The organism is Pseudomonas sp. S2_E02 (genome assembly GCF_054668355.1).
This window is the reverse complement of the sequence record NZ_CP162761.1, coordinates 1,049,154-1,064,353: the sequence shown is the minus strand read 5'-3', so window position 1 is coordinate 1,064,353 and position 15,200 is coordinate 1,049,154. Positions and strand designations below refer to the sequence as shown.

The window sequence follows — 15,200 nt, the reverse complement described above, 5'->3', positions numbered from 1 at the left end:
ACAGGCCCCTTCGCGAGCAAGCTCGCTCCCACAGGGTTCTTCAGTGTCTGGGCGAATGCAGTACAATCCGCCCCCTCCTCAATTTCCCCCAAGGAACCCCCATGTCCGGGCTTGAACTGTTTGCCGCCGCCCTCGGGGTGATCGCCGTGTGGCTGACGGTCAAACAGAATCCGTGGTGCTGGCCGATCGGTCTGGTCATGGTGCTGCTCTATAGCTGGATCTTCTTTGAAGTGAAGCTGTATTCGGACATGTTGCTGCAAGTGATCTACGCCGCGCTGCAAGTCTATGGCTGGTGGCAATGGACCCGCGCCGGGACGATGCATGACGGTCGTGAGGTCACGCGCCTCGATCAACGCTCGGTCCTGATCGGCTTGGGCGTTGGCGCGGTCGGCAGCCTGTTGCTCGGTGCGGCCATGGCTCACTGGACCGACGCCGCGCAACCGTGGCTCGATGCCGCGCTGACCGGTTTCAGCCTGGTCGCGCAACTGTGGATGGCGCAGAAACGCCTGCAATGCTGGGCGCTGTGGTTTGTGCTGGATGTGATCTTTGTCGGCTTGTTCATCTATAAGGGGCTGTACCTGACCGCTGCGCTGTACGGGCTGTTCACTCTGCTGGCGATCCAGGGCTTTCGTGAATGGCGTGCTGACCCGGCGTTGCGCACATGAAGGTTGTGGTCCTGACCGGCCCCGAATCCACCGGCAAGAGCTGGCTGGCGGCGGGCCTGCAACAACGCTTTGGCGGCTTGCGGGTGGATGAATACGTGCGTCGGTTTATCGAACTCAATCCTCGCGACACTTGTCTGGCTGATATCCCGGAAATCGCTCGGGGCCAGTTGCACTGGGAAGATGAAGCGCGGGCGCAACAGCCGTCATTGCTGATCCTCGACACGCACTTGCTGAGCAATATGCTCTGGAGCCAGACGCTGTTCGGTGACTGCCCGGCCTGGCTGGAATCCGAATTGTTGGCGCGGCATTACGACCTGCACCTTTTACTCTCGCCAGAGCAGATCGACTGGACCGATGACGGTCAGCGCTGCCAGCCGGATCTGGACGAGCGTCTGGCGTTTTACCAGGCCACGCAGAACTGGCTGGAAAACCACCATCAACGCTTTCAGGTCATCGAGGGCAATTGGGCCGAGCGCCAGTCGCAGGCGTTTGCCGCCGTCGAGCAACTGCTGGCTGAGTGACCCGGTCAAAGGGTTCCTTCCCACGCGATTTCCCCTGTTTTGGGGACAAAGTGTCCAATCCTGAAACACTCGCCCGCGTGCAAAGTGCCCGTTTCAGCACGGTTCACAGCTTTGTCATGCCGGTTGTTAAGTGGCTGAAACACCTTGGCGCAAACCCTTGTGCCAGAGCTTTATTCAGCCAATAGACAGGTGAACGCCACCCTGCGTGTATCAGCCATGAAACAGGCGGTGTATCAGGCCGGCGCATCTATTCCCCAAGCAATTGAAATTGAAAGATATTTCAAAAGCGGCACAGCTTTCGCTCTCTCCTTCACAACGCTGACTAGGGCCAGCCCACTGAAGAAGGAATTGCAGCCGTGGGGAACATCCAAAAAAGTTTGACCTGCCTTCTGCTGATCGGATCAGCAGCCAGTACGTTCATCAGCTTCAACGTGCAGGCAGAAGGCAATGGCGTGATTGTCCTCAACCGCGATGTTCAGCCTATTCCTATCGGTCGCAGCGGCGGTAAAGACCCCTATCCAACCACAGTCAATGCTAACCCCTCAGCCCGCATCAATCAGGCGATGAGCAGCACTGAGCTCAATGACGGTGAGTTTGCCAGCGTAGCCAGTGGCTCCTCGATCCGCGGCAACATCAGCACACCGACGGCGAATCTGCCCGGCATGAACACCCTGACCAATACCAACGGCCTGCCCGGTATGAGCAGCGGCCACGGCGGCGGCGCCGGCGGTTCCATCTCCAACACCGTCAACCGCGCAATGGGCGCAGGCCTGGCTCCGCTGACCCGCATGGCTGGAGGCCAATAAGATGAATCGCACCCTGCTCCTGCTCGCCCTCTTCGGTTGCGCCAACGCCATGGCCGCCGACCCCAGCTCAGTGAACAACGCGAACATTCAGGACACCGGCATCCAGTACCGCGGCAACTACAACGTCAACCAGGCCGCCGGCGACCAGATGCAACAGACCAACACCAAGGCCATTGCCATCGGCACCTCGGCCAGCGCCACCACAATCGTCCGCCAGCACATCGACACACCCGGTAACCCGTCGACGAATGCCAGCGCGACCATTGGCGGCAACTCATTCAGTAATGGCAACGGGATCCTCGGTGTGAACCAGGGCGCCGGTGCCAACAACCAGATGGCCAACGTCACGCGCGTCAGCATCAGTGCTGCCCCGCAGAGCGTTGACGACAGTGCCCTTTCGCAACAGAACGTGGCGCTTCTACCGAGCTCAGGAGCAACTGGTACCTCACCCGGCAGTCGCCAGGTCACGACAAGTGATCAGGCCTTCACCGGCAGCCGCGGGGTAATCCAGGTGAACCAGAGTGCTGGGGTGGGGAACCGTATGGCTAACACCCTGAGCATCCGGGTCGCTGACTGACCCAAACAACAAAAGCAGTGCAATTAGAAAGTACCAACACTTAACCAACTAATAAGCACGATGGAGAAACACCATGAAACCTACAATGGCTCTCAAACCACTGGTTTTCGCACTTGCAGCAGTGATGGCAATCGCAGCACAGGCAGGCGGTCGTGATGACGATCATGGTAACGGGCACGGCAATGGTCATGGCAACCATGAACCAAAAGGCCCTACCCTGGAACAACTTCTGCAAATCGGCGCCGGCGCTGGTGCTGCCGTACTCGACACGCAGAACAGCGATGGCAACCTGGTGGGCAACCAAGGCACCAAAAATGATGCCTCCGTTCGCGACTCCGCCAATGGCACCAACGGCAACGTCGGCATGAACAACACCGCCGGGGATGGCAACCAACAAGACAACGCCGCTGCACTGGCAACTGCCGACGAAAGCTTCATCTTCGGCAGTGCCGTGTCCGTTTCCAGCGCGACTCAGGTCAACAACAACAACGCGGTTGCCAACTACTCGACAACCAACAACGCCAACCTCAACAACGTGGGTAACGGCGGTTCCGGCAACATCGGTGTGAACAACAGTGCCGGCAACTTCAACCAACAGAAAAACAACCTGGCCATTGCTGTATCCGGTGGTCGTGTAGCTAACGCCGCTGCCGCTGCCAACCAAAGCTCCACTGGGTTGACTGTGTCCAACAACGGCACTCAAACCTACAAAACCGATACTCTGAGAGGCACCTTCACCGCTGCCGGCGCATTCGTGGCAGCTGGCAAAGCGACCATCGAAGGCGACAAAGGCCATGGTGGTGGCGGTTATGGCGACAACGACCGTGGTCATGGCGGCAACGGCGGCAGCAAAGATCAGAAAGCGACCTTTGAAGCTGTCGGCATCTTCGGTCTCGCCGGTGTAACCACGCAACAAGTGCTGACCCCTGATGGCTGGAAAAACCCTGTGACCAACAACGCAAGCATCTCCAACGTTGGCAACAACTTCTCCGGCAACGCTGGTTACAACAACGCCGCTGGTGTTGGTAACCAACAAAGCAACTCGCTGTCCATCGCTGCAGGTTGCAAAGCCTGCCTGTAATCGCGATCGAAACGAAAGCCCCGGAAACGGGGCTTTTCCTCAGTCCGCAAAGGCGTATCGATCATGCGTAAGACTGCCCTTTTCGCTCTGCTTTGCCTGTCCGGCCTGACCCAGGCTGCCCAGATGCCAGTCGCTGCCCTCCCAGGCGGCGTACTCGTCTACAAGAACGTGCAAAGCATTCGTGAGCGCAAGTTTTCCGACATTGTCGAACAGAAAACCGATTTCAGCTGCGGCGCTGCTGCACTGGCTACGGTGTTACGCCAGGCCTATTGGCTCGACGTCGATGAGGAGCACATCATCAAAGGCATGCTGGTCAACGCTGACCAGGACCTTGTTCGTACTCAAGGGTTTTCCATGCTGGACATGAAGCGCTACATAGAAAGCATCGGCATGCGCGCCAGGGGTTACAAGATTCCGCCGGAAAAACTCGATGCTGTAACCATCCCGGTGGTGGTACTGATGGAAATTCGCGGCTACAAGCATTTCGTGGTTCTGCAGCGTTCGGACAAGGATTGGGTTTACATCGGAGACCCGGTTTTAGGCCACAAGCGCTACAAACATGATGACTTTGTCAAAGGTTGGAACGGCATTGTCTTCGCCATCGTCGGCCCCGGTTATGACAAAACCAATGCATTGCGCAGCCCGCCGACACCGCTGACGGCGAAGAACAAGCTGGATAACTTCAACCCTGTCAGAGATGCTGAATTGATGGACTTCGGGTTCATACAGAGCGACTTCTTTTAATCGCCGATTATAAAGAATGGGGCTGGATGTCCCGGGAGCAGCAAATGAAAACCTCATACTGGCTGGCCGCCGCCTGCCTGGCAGCGAGTGCGTCAGGCTATGCCAATGCAGGATTCAAACCTATAGAAATACAAGACAAGGAGTTGTCCGAACTACGTGGTCGTTATGTCATGCCGGGGCGGATTATCAGCTTCGGCATTGTCATGAGCAGTACCTGGCGCAACGCCAGTGGCGATTTGATCGGGGCTTCAACCTCGATGCAACTTCAGGCAGCAACGGTAAAACCTGAATTCTATGTTCAAACCATCAAGGAACACGGCAACGGCAGCACCCTTTCTACGGGTACCGGCACAATCACCGGTGGCGCCGGCCTCGACAGCAGCCAGGGCGTAACACAGAGCGTACGCGCTGCGGGTGACAGCAATACCGCCTATAACAACGTTGCCATCAACGTTAAAGAAGCCAGTCAGGCGCCAGCACTGGTGCCCACCCAAGGGCAGGCGCTGATGGCCGGGCAAACCATCGGCGGCAGCAATGCCGCAGGCAGCGTGGCGGTTTCGGCCAACGGTGGCGGCGTACAAATGGCCATTCAGGCCTCCGGCAATCAAGGTACGGCCCTGCAACAGGTCGCCCAAGGCGGCTTGCTGCAGAACACCCGTTTGCTCGGCAGTGCCAACGTGGTCAATAACATGACTCAACTCAACGTCGTCCTGAACAATAACGGCATGAGTGCCGGCGCACTGGATTGCAACCTGACTCAGCTCAGGGCACTACGAAATATTGGATATTGAACTACGCTGAGTCTCGATCATTGGGCTTAAAGGGACGGCTTATTCATGTATCGATCAGTATCACTGCGTGCCGCTGTTTGCTTGAGCACCCTTCTACCTGCAGCGATGCTGCAAGCGGCACCGGACGCCGACGTAGAAGTCCTGAAACAAGAGCTTCTGGAGCTGAAACAACGTTACGAAGTACAACAAAAGGCCCTGGCGGTACTCGAACAACGGGTTCGCCAGGTCGAAGATCAACCGGCGGCGCCACCACCCAAAAGGTTGGCCAAGTCGCCGTCGGATATGAAAGGCAATCCAAAAGTGGCCACCGGTACCGGGGCCGCAGCAGCGTCGGGGGGCGCAGCCGGAGGCAGTGGGGCTTCTTACGGGCAATCGCTGGCAGATGATTCGCAACCGGCACAGAGTGTGTCCAACCTGTATGACGAGGCCAGTGGCTTCTTCGGCGGTGGCAAATTCAGCTTCGAAACCGGTATCACCTATTCGCGCTATGACACCCGTCAGTTGATCCTCAACGGCTTTCTGGCCCTCGACTCGATCTTTCTCGGCAACATCAACCTCGACCGGATCAAGGCCGACACCTGGACCCTTGACCTCACGGGCCGCTACAACTTCGACAATCGCTGGCAGTTCGACCTGAACGTGCCGGTGGTCTACCGCGATTCGACTTATCAATCCGGCGGCGGCAACGGCGGAGCGTCCAACGTCACGACCGAGCAGGACGTGACACGCGATCCAACCATTGGCGACGTCAACTTCGGCATCGCCTACAAGTTCCTCGATGAGTCAGCCAACACGCCGGATGCGGTCGTCACCTTGCGCGTCAAGGCGCCAACCGGCAAGGATCCGTTCGGGATCAAGCTGCGCCAGACCGACGCCAACTCCAACCTGTTCGTGCCTGACACCCTGCCCACCGGCAACGGCGTCTGGTCGGTCACTCCGGGGATCTCGCTGGTCAAGACGTTCGACCCGGCGGTGCTGTTCGGCAGCTTGTCCTACACCCACAACCTGGAGGAGTCGTTTGACGACATCAGCTCGACGGTCAACCAGAAAAACCCGGGCAAGGTCAAGATCGGCGACAGCTTCCAGATCGGCGCCGGTATTGCGTTTGCGCTGAACGAGAAGATGAGTATGTCGTTCTCGATGTCTGACCTGGTGCAGCGTAAAAGCAAGCTGAAGCAGGATGGCGGCGATTGGCAATCGGTGGTATCCAGTGACGCCAACGCCGGTTATTTCAACGTCGGCATGACCATTGCGGCCACCGACAACCTGACCATTGTTCCGAACTTGTCGATCGGTTTGACCGACGATGCACCGGACTTTTCCTTCAGCCTGAAATTCCCTTACTACTTCTAGGAAAAAGCAAAAGATCGCAGCCTGCGGCAGCTCCTACAGGGATTACACAAACCCAATGTAGGAACTGCCGCAGGCTGCGATCTTTTGATCTTCAGGTATCTAGCGAATCTGGTGTTTATGCAGCAGGCGATAAAACGTCGGCCGAGACACCCCGAGCACTTTGGCCGCCACACTGAGATTATCGCTGTGCCGGTTCAACACATCACACAACGCCTGGCGTTCGGCGCGGGTCTTGTAATCTTCCAGCGTGCCCATCGGTGTGGCGATCGAGTGCTGACTGATCAAGCCCAGATCCCGGGCCTCGATCTGCCGCCCTTCAGCCAACACCAAACCTCGTCGCACACGGTTGGCCAGTTCACGGACGTTACCCGGCCAGTCATGTTTGCCCATGGCAATCAGCGCGTCTTCGCTGAAACTGCGCGGACGGCGACCGGTTTCATGGCTGTAGAAGTGGGAAAAGTGGTTGGCCAGCATCGAGAGATCACCATGGCGTTCACGCAACGGCGCGGTGACCACTTGCAGCACGTTGAGCCGGTAATACAGGTCTTCGCGAAAACGTTTCTTCTCGATGGCCGCCTCAAGGTCGACGTGAGTCGCCGCCAGCACACGCACATCCACCGGGATCGGCTGGCTGCCGCCGACGCGTTCGATGTGTTTTTCCTGCAAAAAGCGCAGCAGATTGGCCTGCAGTTCCAGTGGCAGATCACCGATCTCATCGAGAAACAGCGTACCGCCATTGGCTGCCTCAATGCGCCCGACCTTGCGCTGATGCGCACCGGTAAACGCGCCTTTCTCGTGGCCGAACAGCTCGGACTGAATCAAATGTTCGGGAATCGCCCCGCAATTGATCGCCACAAATGGTTTGCTGTGACGTTGGGATTGCCGATGCAGCGTGCGCGCGACCAGTTCTTTGCCGGTACCGCTTTCACCGCGGATCAGCACCGGCGATTCGGTCGGTGCCAGTTTGCTGAGTAACTTGCGCAATTCGCGGATCGGCTTGCTGTCACCGAGCAGTTCATGTTCGGGCTGATCGACGTGAATCGTGCCCTGCCCGCGCAAGCGCGCCATGCCGAATGCCCGGCCAAGGGTCACCTGCACCCGCGACACGTCGAACGGCAAGGTGTGGAAATCGAAAAACCATTCACAGACGAAGTCACCGACGTTCTGTAAACGCAGGACTTCCTGATTGAGCACGGCGATCCATTCAGTGCCGCTGCGGCTGATCAGCTCCTTGACCGCCTCGGGGCGTTCAAGATGAAACGGCTGTAATCGCAACAAGCCGACATCACAACTGCGGTCGGCGGCATTTTCCAGGGTGCAACTGTCAACATCCCAACCTACGGCGCGTAATCCGGGCAATAAGCGGTGGCAGTCGTCACACGGATCGACTACCAATAAACGTCGTAACGCTGGCGCTTCGCTCATGACTGTTCCTTGGCGCCAAATTATTAGAAATGATTGTAAAAACAGTCATTTGGCAGACCCGACTGTAACATTAGCAAGATTTTGACAGGGCCTTGTATCGATTGCTTATAGGTGTACAAGCAAACGCGTTATAAGAAACCAGGTTGTTAGTTAGCTATCGACTAAATTGCTGTTTCAACCTTTCAGTGAGCTTTCAAAACCTGCCAACAAAGCAACACCCTGAAAGAAAGTTGAAATTTCTTTGTTTCATGTGTGACCTGCCTACCGGTTCGGTGCATCAGTACAAGTACCAGCCGAACGGTAAGCCCAACCGACGGCACATCATTTGATTGGGCACGACAGAGAGAAAACCCCATGACCGCCCCGCTCCGTATCAACGAAGCTCTTTTGATTGCCAACCACGCGTTCAAACCGTTCCAGTGCGTGGCCTGGGCGCCACAAGACGGCAATGGCGAACTCAGCCTGACCGTGATCGACCGGACCAACTCGCACATCGGTCGCAAACAGATCCCGAGCAGCGCCTACTCCGATCCGGCGCAACTCGAACAACTGTTGGAGCAGGCTCGCGCTGAACTCAGCGAAGAAGGTTACAGCCTGCAATCCTGGTCGATGCCACACTAACCGCCGGGCGATGCGGATGACGCTCAGGTCATCCGCCCTACTCTGTTAGTTCCAGTCTTTTTAACTTTCCGTACTTTTGCACAACCATTTGCAACTTATTCAGGCGTAACTGCTTGGCCGGCTTGCTATTGGTTCAAAAAGACACTGTTCTGGCACAGTGCGACCGTCCACCTGTTAGTTCTTACAGTTGTACTTCTCCCGGTTCAGGGATTGAATGTTTCGCTCATGCAGTTACCCGCCCGGTTCCCGGTACCAGGTCAACTCGCAAGGAGATGCGTGCATGTCCACTCTGAACACTTTCGCGCTGCCGGTGGTATCGACTTCTTTATTGAGCCGAGCCGGTCAACTCGACAGAACATTTGCCGCTAACGGCGTTGCTCAAGTGTATTTCGCTGGCAGTGTGTCCAGCCTGACCGAGGACATCGCCCTCGATGCGCAGGGACGGGTGCTGGTCGCAGCAAAGGTTGGCGTCGCCACCGGTAGCCGATTCGGCCTGGCACGGATGCTTGCCGATGGCTCGGCCGATCTGACCTTTGGCGATCAAGGCAGCGTGATCGAAACCTTTGCCCCGGGCTTTGAAGCCACGGCCGGCAAAGTCCGGGTACTCCCCGATGGACGCATCCTGCTCGCCGGCGTGCATTATGAAAACGCTCATCGCACCTTGCCGGCTCTGGCCATGTTTGACGCACAGGGCAAGCCGGACCTGCGCTTCGGTGACAACGGTCGTCAGGTGGTGCGCCTGCCCGGCGACTTGTCCATGGGCAGCCGTGATGCCTGGCTACCGCCGGGCGTCCCGGGTGCTGAAGCCTGCGACTTTGTAGTCCAGGACGACGGCCATATTCTGCTGATCGCCAATCACCATTTCGAACTCGCCGACCATGCCGGCATGCTGATCCGCCTCAAGCCCGACGGCAGCCTCGATGAAACCTTCAACGGCCGCGGCTTCGTGATGATTCGTCACTTACTGCTCAACACCTGGCTCAGCAGCCTGATGTTGCAAAAGGATGGGCGAATCGTAGTGGCCGGCTCCATCGACTTTCCGCAGGAAGGTTTGTTGGCGCGCTACCAGCCCGACGGTCGCCTCGACGAACGTTTTGCCGTGGACGGCTTCATGGCGTTCAAGGCTCACGGGCAAAGCGCCCAGGTCAGTCAGGTCCTGGAATCGGCCGATGCACTGCATTGTTTCGGCAGCAGTCGCGACCCGATTCGGTGCATGGCGTACAGCCTGCATACCAATGGCCGACCGAACCTGCACAACCATGGTGGCCAGCCACAACTGCTGGAAATCGGCCCGAGCGGCTGCCAATGGAGTGCCGCCCAGCGCATGGCGGACGGCCGCATCATCGCGGTCGGTGCAACCATTGGCGGATTCGAAGCGGATTTTATTGTTGCCCGTTACCAGAGGGACGGCGGCCTGGATCACAGCTTCGGTGACGGCAAAGGCTGGCTGCGCACGCGTCTGGGGCGCAGTCTCGACACCGCCAACTCGCTGGCCGTGCAAGCGGACAATGCCATCCTCGTCGGCGGTTATTCATTGGATGGCAACTACCGGGCCATGGTGGCGCGTTACCTGAACCATTGAAAAACACGCACTGTACTTGATCTTCCGCAACGCATCCGGCAACTTGCGCGCTTCTAAAGACAAGGAGCAGCCGATGTCCGGTTCAATGGCCCAGGCGTTCGCGCAAAATTTTCTCGGGCACTCGCCACGCTGGTACAAGGCGACCATCGTCGGTTTCCTCATCCTCAACGCCGTCGTGCTGTTCAGCGTCGGCCCGGTCGCGGCCGGCTGGTTGCTGGTGATCGAATTCATCTTCACCCTGGCGATGGCGCTCAAGTGCTATCCGCTGATGCCCGGCGGTTTGTTGTTGATCGAAGCACTGCTGCTGAAGATGACCACCCCCAAGCGCTTTACGATGAGCTGGTGCACAACTTCCCGGTGATCCTGCTGCTGATGTTCATGGTGGCCGGTATCTACTTCATGAAAGATCTGTTGCTGTTTCTATTCTCGCGCCTGCTATTGGGCGTGCGTTCAAAAGCGATACTGGCCTTGCTGTTCTGCTTTCTTTCCGCGTTCCTGTCGGCATTTCTCGATGCATTGACGGTGACCGCGGTAATCATCAGTGCGGCGGTCGGGTTCTATTCCGTTTATCACCGTGTCGCGTCGGGCAACGATCCGCGCCAGGACAGTGAGTTTGCTGACGACCGGAACCTGCCGAAACTTCACCATGACGATCTGGAACAATTCCGTGCGTTCCTGCGTAGTCTGTTGATGCACGGCGCGGTCGGTACGGCGCTGGGCGGTGTCTGCACATTGGTGGGCGAACCGCAGAACCTGTTGATCGGCCACGAAATGGGTTGGCACTTCGCCGAGTTCTTCCTGAAAGTCGCGCCGGTGTCGATACCGGTGCTGGCAGCGGGTCTGGTCACCTGCGTGTTGCTGGAGAAGCTGCGCTGGTTCGGCTACGGCACACTGCTGCCGGACAATGTTCGCGCCGTGCTGGCCAACTACGCCGCCGAAGACAATGCCGAGCGCACAGCGCGCCAACGCGCAGCCCTGCTGGTGCAAGGCGCGGCGGCACTGATCCTGATCGGCTGCCTGGCCTTTCACATCGCCGAAGTCGGTTTGATCGGGTTGACGGTGATTGTGTTGATCACCGCGTTTACCGGCATCACCGACGAACATCGTCTGGGCAGCGCATTCAAGGACGCCATGCCGTTCACGGCGTTGCTGGTGGTGTTTTTTGCGGTGGTCGCGGTGATTCACGATCAACAGCTGTTTGCGCCGTTGATCGAGTGGGTGCTGGCCCTGCCGGTCGAGCAACAGCCGGGCATGCTGTTTATTGCCAACGGCCTGCTGTCGGCGATCAGTGACAACGTGTTTGTCGCCACGATCTACATCACCGAAGTGAAACAGGCGTTCCTCGCCGGCCACATGAGCCGCGAGCATTTCGAGACGCTGGCGATCGCGATCAACACCGGCACCAACCTGCCAAGCGTGGCGACACCGAATGGCCAAGCCGCATTCCTGTTCCTGTTGACCTCGGCGATTGCACCGCTGGTGCGCCTGTCGTACGGGCGGATGGTGTGGATGGCGTTGCCGTACACCTTTGTGATGGGACTGCTGGGTTGGTATGCCGTGAGCTATTGGCTCTGATCAACACCGCGTAAAAACTGTAGGAGTGAGCCTGCTCGCGATAGCGGTGTGTCAGCCCAGGAAATGGTGACTGATACATTGCTATCGCGAGCAGGCTCACTCCTACATTTGGTTTTGCGTGCTTTCAGCGAGGGAGGATGTATTTCTCGATCGCTTGCGCCACGCCGTCTTCAGTGTTCGGCGCGGTGACCACGTCGGCTTGGCGCTTTACCGCGTCCTCCGCCTGGGCCATGGCTATCGAAAAGCCTGCACAATGGAACATCGCCGGGTCGTTGCCGCCATCGCCGATGGCCGCTGTCTGCTCCAACGGAATACCGAGATGTTCGGCCAGCGTCGCCAGCGCGGTGCCTTTGTTGGCTTCCAGCGCCGTGACGTCGAGATACACCGGTTGCGAACGCGACACTTGCGCCATGCCATTGACCTTGGGCAACAGGCGCGCCTCCAGTTCGATCAACAGCTCAGTGTTGTTACTGGTCGCGACGATCTTGTCGATGCGCTCAAGATACGGCTCGAAACTCTCCACCACCACCGGCGGATAACCGAGGCCATGCTGCTCGCGCGGTACCATCGGCCCGTGCGGATCCTTGAGCAGCCAGTCGCCGCCGCTGAACACCCAGATCTCGACTTCCGGCTGATCAGCAAACGTGGCCAGCGCAATCAGCGCGGTGCTGGCCGGCAAGTAATGCGCGACCAGCAAACTGCCATCCGGGTTAACGATGGTGCCACCGTTGAACGCCGCCGTCGGCAGATCAACACCCAAGGCTTCGATCTGCTGCAACATGGCTTTCGGCGGTCGACCGGTGGCGAGGCTGAACAGCACGCCCGCCTCACGCAGCGAACGCACTGCTTCGATGGTGCGCTGGCTCAGCGTGTGGTCGGGCAGCAGCAGCGTGCCGTCCATGTCACTGAGCAGAAAACGGATAGGTTGTTGCGGAAAGTCACTCATCCGAGGCCATGCCAGACGCGACCATCGCGAGTCAGCAGGTCTTCAGCAGCCTGCGGGCCGTCCTCACCAGCGGCATAAGTCTGCACGCTCGCATCCTGCTGCCAGGCGTCGAGGAACGGCTGCACGGCACGCCAGCCGTTTTCAATGTTGTCGGCGCGCTGGAATAACGTCTGATCGCCGGTCAGGCAGTCATAGATCAGGGTTTCGTACCCGGTCGACGGCTGCATCTCGAAAAAGTCTTTGTAGGCAAAACCCAGCTCGATGTTGGCCATGTTCAACGCCGGCCCCGGCCGTTTGGCCAGCAGGTCGAACCACATGCCTTCGTTGGGCTGGATCTGGATGCGCAGGTAAGTCGGCTGCAATTCGTCGACTTCGGTATCACGGAACTGCGCGTACGGCGCCGGTTTGAAGCAGATGACGATCTCGGTGTCGCGCACGCTCATGCGCTTGCCGGTGCGCAGGTAGAACGGCACGCCGACCCAGCGCCAGTTGTCGATCATCACCTTCAGCGCCACGTAGGTTTCGGTGTTGCTGTCAGGCGAGACGTTGGGCTCCTGGCGATAACCGCTCAGCGGCTTGCCGTCGACCTCACCGGCGCTGTACTGACCGCGCACCGAGTTGGCCCGCGCCTCTTCAGTGGTCCACGGACGAATTGCCCCCACAACCTTGGCTTTCTCGCCGCGCACCGCGTCGGCGCCAAACGCGGCCGGCGGTTCCATGGCGACCATGGCCAGCAACTGGAACAGGTGATTGGGCACCATGTCACGCAGGGCGCCGGTGTGTTCGTAAAAACTGCCACGGGTTTCGACGCCGACGGTTTCAGCGGCAGTGATCTGCACGTGGTCGATGTAGTGATTGTTCCAGAAGGCTTCGAACAGGCTGTTGGAGAACCGGCTGACCAGAATGTTCTGTACAGTTTCCTTGCCCAGATAATGGTCGATCCGATAGATCTGCTTCTCGGACATCACCTTGAGCAAACAGGCGTTCAACGCTTCGGCGGTTTGCAGGTCTGAGCCGAACGGCTTCTCGATCACCACCCTCCTGAACGCTTCGGGAGTTTCCTCCAGCAATTTGGAAGCGCCCAGTCGGCGCACCACTTCACTGAAGAAACGCGGCGCGGTGGCCAGGTAGAACACCGCATTGCCAGTGCCGCTGTCGGCGATTTTCGCCGCCAGCGCGGAATAAGTGCTGTCGTCCAGGAAGTCGCCCTGGACGTAGCTGATACCTTTGGCGAGCTTGGCCCACAAGGCCGGATCAAGCATCTGATCGCCCTTGCCGACCTTCGCCGCCACTTCGGTGCGGATGAAATCTTCGAGCTTCTGCGCGAAGGCCTCATCGGTAATGGCGTTGTGGTCAACGCCGACGATCCGCAGATTGTCGTCAAGCAAGCCGTCGCGACTGAGGTTGTACAGCGCCGGCATCAGCAAGCGCTTGACCAGGTCGCCGTGGGCACCGAACAAAAACAGCGTGGTCGGTGGTGCGGGTTCTGCCTTGGATTTTCTGCGGATCGTATGGGTCATTTCTTCGGTGTCTCCACGTGGCCGCCGAAGCCGAAGCGCTGGGCCGAAAGAATCTTGTCGCCAAAGGTGCCCTGACCGCGCGAGCGGTAGCGCGAGAACAGCGAGTTCGACAGCACCGGTACCGGCACTGCTTGTTCCATGGCCGCTTCGATGGTCCATTGACCTTCACCGCTGTCGGCAACCGAACCGGAGAAGCCGTCGAGCTTCGGATCGCTGGCCAGTGCATCGGCAGTCAGGTCGAGCAACCACGACGACACCACGCTGCCACGGCGCCACACTTCAGCGATGTCGGCCACGTTGAGGTCGAAACGCTGATCTTCCGGCAGGCGCTCACTGGACTTGGTCTTGAGGATGTCGAAGCCCTCGGCGAACGCGGCCATCATGCCGTACTCGATACCGTTGTGAATCATCTTCACGAAGTGCCCGGCACCGGCGGGACCGGCATGGATGTAGCCGTGTTCGGCGCGGTGGTCGTCGGACTGGCGATCCTTGGTGCGCGGGATATCACCCATGCCCGGCGCCAGAGCAGCGAACAGCGGGTCGAGGCGCTGCACGGTTTCGGCGTCACCGCCGATCATCATGCAATAGCCACGTTCCAGCCCCCAGACGCCGCCGGAGGTACCGACGTCGATGTAGTGCAGGCCTTTCTCGGCCAGAGTTTTGGCCCGGCGGATGTCATCCTTATAGTTGGTGTTGCCGCCGTCGATGATGGTATCGCCGGCTTCGAGCAAAGTGCTCAGGGTGTTGATGGTGTCTTCGGTCGGCGCGCCGGCCGGCAACATGACCCAGACCGCACGCGGTTTGGCCAGGCCGGCAACCATTGCCGGCAAGTCGGCGACGCCGGTGGAGCCCTCGGCGACCAGGTTCTCGATGAAAGCGGTATTGCGGTCGTAAACAACGGTGGTGTGACCGTTGAGCATCAGACGTCGCGCAATATTGCCGCCCATGCGGCCCAGTCCAATAATCCCGAGTTGCATGTGCTGATGCTCCTTA

At 58.7% G+C, this 15,200-nt stretch carries 15 protein-coding genes and 1 pseudogene; 12 read left to right on the top strand and 4 right to left on the bottom strand.

The window, feature by feature from the left end; translation table 11 throughout:
- Positions 1 to 101 precede the first annotated feature (101 nt).
- From pnuC to AB4O01_RS04680, 9 genes are all read left to right on the top strand, one after another.
- Positions 102 to 665 carry a nicotinamide riboside transporter PnuC gene (gene pnuC, locus AB4O01_RS04720; protein WP_099759084.1) on the top strand — a complete coding sequence of 188 codons (564 nt, stop codon included), beginning with the start codon at positions 102 to 104 and terminating at the stop codon, positions 663 to 665.
- On the top strand, positions 662 to 1,186 hold the full coding sequence (locus AB4O01_RS04715; protein ID WP_116256216.1) for an AAA family ATPase: 525 nt from the start codon (positions 662 to 664) through the stop codon (positions 1,184 to 1,186). Before pnuC ends, AB4O01_RS04715 begins: the two co-directional genes overlap by 4 nt.
- Before the next feature lie 144 nt (positions 1,187 to 1,330).
- Positions 1,331 to 1,567, top strand: a complete 237-nt coding sequence (locus tag AB4O01_RS04710) for a hypothetical protein (RefSeq protein WP_320336824.1) — start codon at positions 1,331 to 1,333, stop codon at positions 1,565 to 1,567.
- Positions 1,543 to 1,992, top strand: a complete 450-nt coding sequence (locus AB4O01_RS04705; RefSeq protein WP_320336825.1) for a hypothetical protein — start codon at positions 1,543 to 1,545, stop codon at positions 1,990 to 1,992. The genes AB4O01_RS04710 and AB4O01_RS04705 overlap by 25 nt, the downstream gene beginning before the upstream one ends.
- A 1-nt stretch (position 1,993) precedes the next feature.
- The gene (locus tag AB4O01_RS04700) at positions 1,994 to 2,569 is read left to right on the top strand and encodes an adhesin (protein ID WP_460090823.1); all 576 of its coding nucleotides are present in this window, start codon (positions 1,994 to 1,996) and stop codon (positions 2,567 to 2,569) included.
- 73 nt (positions 2,570 to 2,642) lie between these two features.
- On the top strand, positions 2,643 to 3,650 hold the full coding sequence (locus AB4O01_RS04695) for a heme utilization protein (protein ID WP_093432813.1): 1,008 nt from the start codon (positions 2,643 to 2,645) through the stop codon (positions 3,648 to 3,650).
- Positions 3,651 to 3,713: 63 nt separating this feature from the next.
- Positions 3,714 to 4,394, top strand: coding sequence for a C39 family peptidase (locus AB4O01_RS04690; protein ID WP_093432815.1), 681 nt, complete (start codon positions 3,714 to 3,716; stop codon positions 4,392 to 4,394).
- Positions 4,395 to 4,438: 44 nt separating this feature from the next.
- Positions 4,439 to 5,185, top strand: coding sequence for a hypothetical protein (locus AB4O01_RS04685; RefSeq protein WP_093432818.1), 747 nt, complete (start codon positions 4,439 to 4,441; stop codon positions 5,183 to 5,185).
- 45 nt (positions 5,186 to 5,230) lie between these two features.
- Positions 5,231 to 6,538 carry a transporter gene (locus tag AB4O01_RS04680; RefSeq protein WP_093432820.1) on the top strand — a complete coding sequence of 436 codons (1,308 nt, stop codon included), beginning with the start codon at positions 5,231 to 5,233 and terminating at the stop codon, positions 6,536 to 6,538.
- A gap of 99 nt (positions 6,539 to 6,637) precedes the next feature.
- Here AB4O01_RS04680 and AB4O01_RS04675 read toward each other — a convergent pair whose 3' ends face one another.
- Complete coding sequence (locus AB4O01_RS04675) at positions 6,638 to 7,963, bottom strand: sigma-54 dependent transcriptional regulator (RefSeq protein ID WP_016983762.1); 1,326 nt, start codon at positions 7,961 to 7,963, stop codon at positions 6,638 to 6,640.
- Positions 7,964 to 8,317: 354 nt separating this feature from the next.
- Here AB4O01_RS04675 and AB4O01_RS04670 point away from each other — a divergent pair, with 354 nt between their 5' ends.
- From AB4O01_RS04670 to nhaB, 3 genes and pseudogenes are all read left to right on the top strand, one after another.
- Positions 8,318 to 8,584: a hypothetical protein gene (locus tag AB4O01_RS04670; RefSeq protein WP_095048857.1), complete on the top strand. Its 267-nt coding sequence runs from the start codon at positions 8,318 to 8,320 to the stop codon at positions 8,582 to 8,584.
- A gap of 280 nt (positions 8,585 to 8,864) precedes the next feature.
- On the top strand, positions 8,865 to 10,166 hold the full coding sequence (locus tag AB4O01_RS04665; RefSeq protein ID WP_460090822.1) for an NHL repeat-containing protein: 1,302 nt from the start codon (positions 8,865 to 8,867) through the stop codon (positions 10,164 to 10,166).
- Between the two features lie 73 nt (positions 10,167 to 10,239).
- Positions 10,240 to 11,741, top strand: a pseudogene (gene nhaB, locus AB4O01_RS04660) (sodium/proton antiporter NhaB).
- Between the two features lie 124 nt (positions 11,742 to 11,865).
- On the opposite strand, the gene AB4O01_RS04655 reads toward nhaB, so the two are convergent.
- From AB4O01_RS04655 to gnd, 3 genes are read right to left on the bottom strand one after another with little or no spacing between them, the layout of a single operon-like run.
- The gene (locus AB4O01_RS04655) at positions 11,866 to 12,687 is read right to left on the bottom strand and encodes an HAD family hydrolase (protein ID WP_320336828.1); all 822 of its coding nucleotides are present in this window, start codon (positions 12,685 to 12,687) and stop codon (positions 11,866 to 11,868) included.
- On the bottom strand, positions 12,684 to 14,207 hold the full coding sequence (gene zwf, locus AB4O01_RS04650) for a glucose-6-phosphate dehydrogenase (RefSeq protein WP_460090821.1): 1,524 nt from the start codon (positions 14,205 to 14,207) through the stop codon (positions 12,684 to 12,686). Before zwf ends, AB4O01_RS04655 begins: the two co-directional genes overlap by 4 nt.
- On the bottom strand, positions 14,204 to 15,184 hold the full coding sequence (gnd, locus tag AB4O01_RS04645; protein ID WP_093432832.1) for a phosphogluconate dehydrogenase (NAD(+)-dependent, decarboxylating): 981 nt from the start codon (positions 15,182 to 15,184) through the stop codon (positions 14,204 to 14,206). The genes zwf and gnd overlap by 4 nt, the downstream gene beginning before the upstream one ends.
- Positions 15,185 to 15,200 lie beyond the last annotated feature (16 nt).

What these genes read in the sequence shown, in the direction of transcription:
- pnuC (WP_099759084.1), top strand. Translation starts at nt 102, where the DNA reads ATGTCCGGGCTTGAACTGTTTGCCGCCGCCCTCGGGGTGATCGCCGTG.
- AB4O01_RS04715 (WP_116256216.1), top strand. Translation starts at nt 662, where the DNA reads ATGAAGGTTGTGGTCCTGACCGGCCCCGAATCCACCGGCAAGAGCTGG.
- AB4O01_RS04700 (WP_460090823.1), top strand. Translation starts at nt 1,994, where the DNA reads ATGAATCGCACCCTGCTCCTGCTCGCCCTCTTCGGTTGCGCCAACGCC.
- AB4O01_RS04695 (WP_093432813.1), top strand. Translation starts at nt 2,643, where the DNA reads ATGAAACCTACAATGGCTCTCAAACCACTGGTTTTCGCACTTGCAGCA.
- AB4O01_RS04690 (WP_093432815.1), top strand. Translation starts at nt 3,714, where the DNA reads ATGCGTAAGACTGCCCTTTTCGCTCTGCTTTGCCTGTCCGGCCTGACC.
- AB4O01_RS04685 (WP_093432818.1), top strand. Translation starts at nt 4,439, where the DNA reads ATGAAAACCTCATACTGGCTGGCCGCCGCCTGCCTGGCAGCGAGTGCG.
- AB4O01_RS04680 (WP_093432820.1), top strand. Translation starts at nt 5,231, where the DNA reads ATGTATCGATCAGTATCACTGCGTGCCGCTGTTTGCTTGAGCACCCTT.
- AB4O01_RS04675 (WP_016983762.1), bottom strand. Translation starts at nt 7,963, where the DNA reads ATGAGCGAAGCGCCAGCGTTACGACGTTTATTGGTAGTCGATCCGTGT.
- AB4O01_RS04670 (WP_095048857.1), top strand. Translation starts at nt 8,318, where the DNA reads ATGACCGCCCCGCTCCGTATCAACGAAGCTCTTTTGATTGCCAACCAC.
- AB4O01_RS04665 (WP_460090822.1), top strand. Translation starts at nt 8,865, where the DNA reads ATGTCCACTCTGAACACTTTCGCGCTGCCGGTGGTATCGACTTCTTTA.
- AB4O01_RS04655 (WP_320336828.1), bottom strand. Translation starts at nt 12,687, where the DNA reads ATGAGTGACTTTCCGCAACAACCTATCCGTTTTCTGCTCAGTGACATG.
- zwf (WP_460090821.1), bottom strand. Translation starts at nt 14,207, where the DNA reads ATGACCCATACGATCCGCAGAAAATCCAAGGCAGAACCCGCACCACCG.
- gnd (WP_093432832.1), bottom strand. Translation starts at nt 15,184, where the DNA reads ATGCAACTCGGGATTATTGGACTGGGCCGCATGGGCGGCAATATTGCG.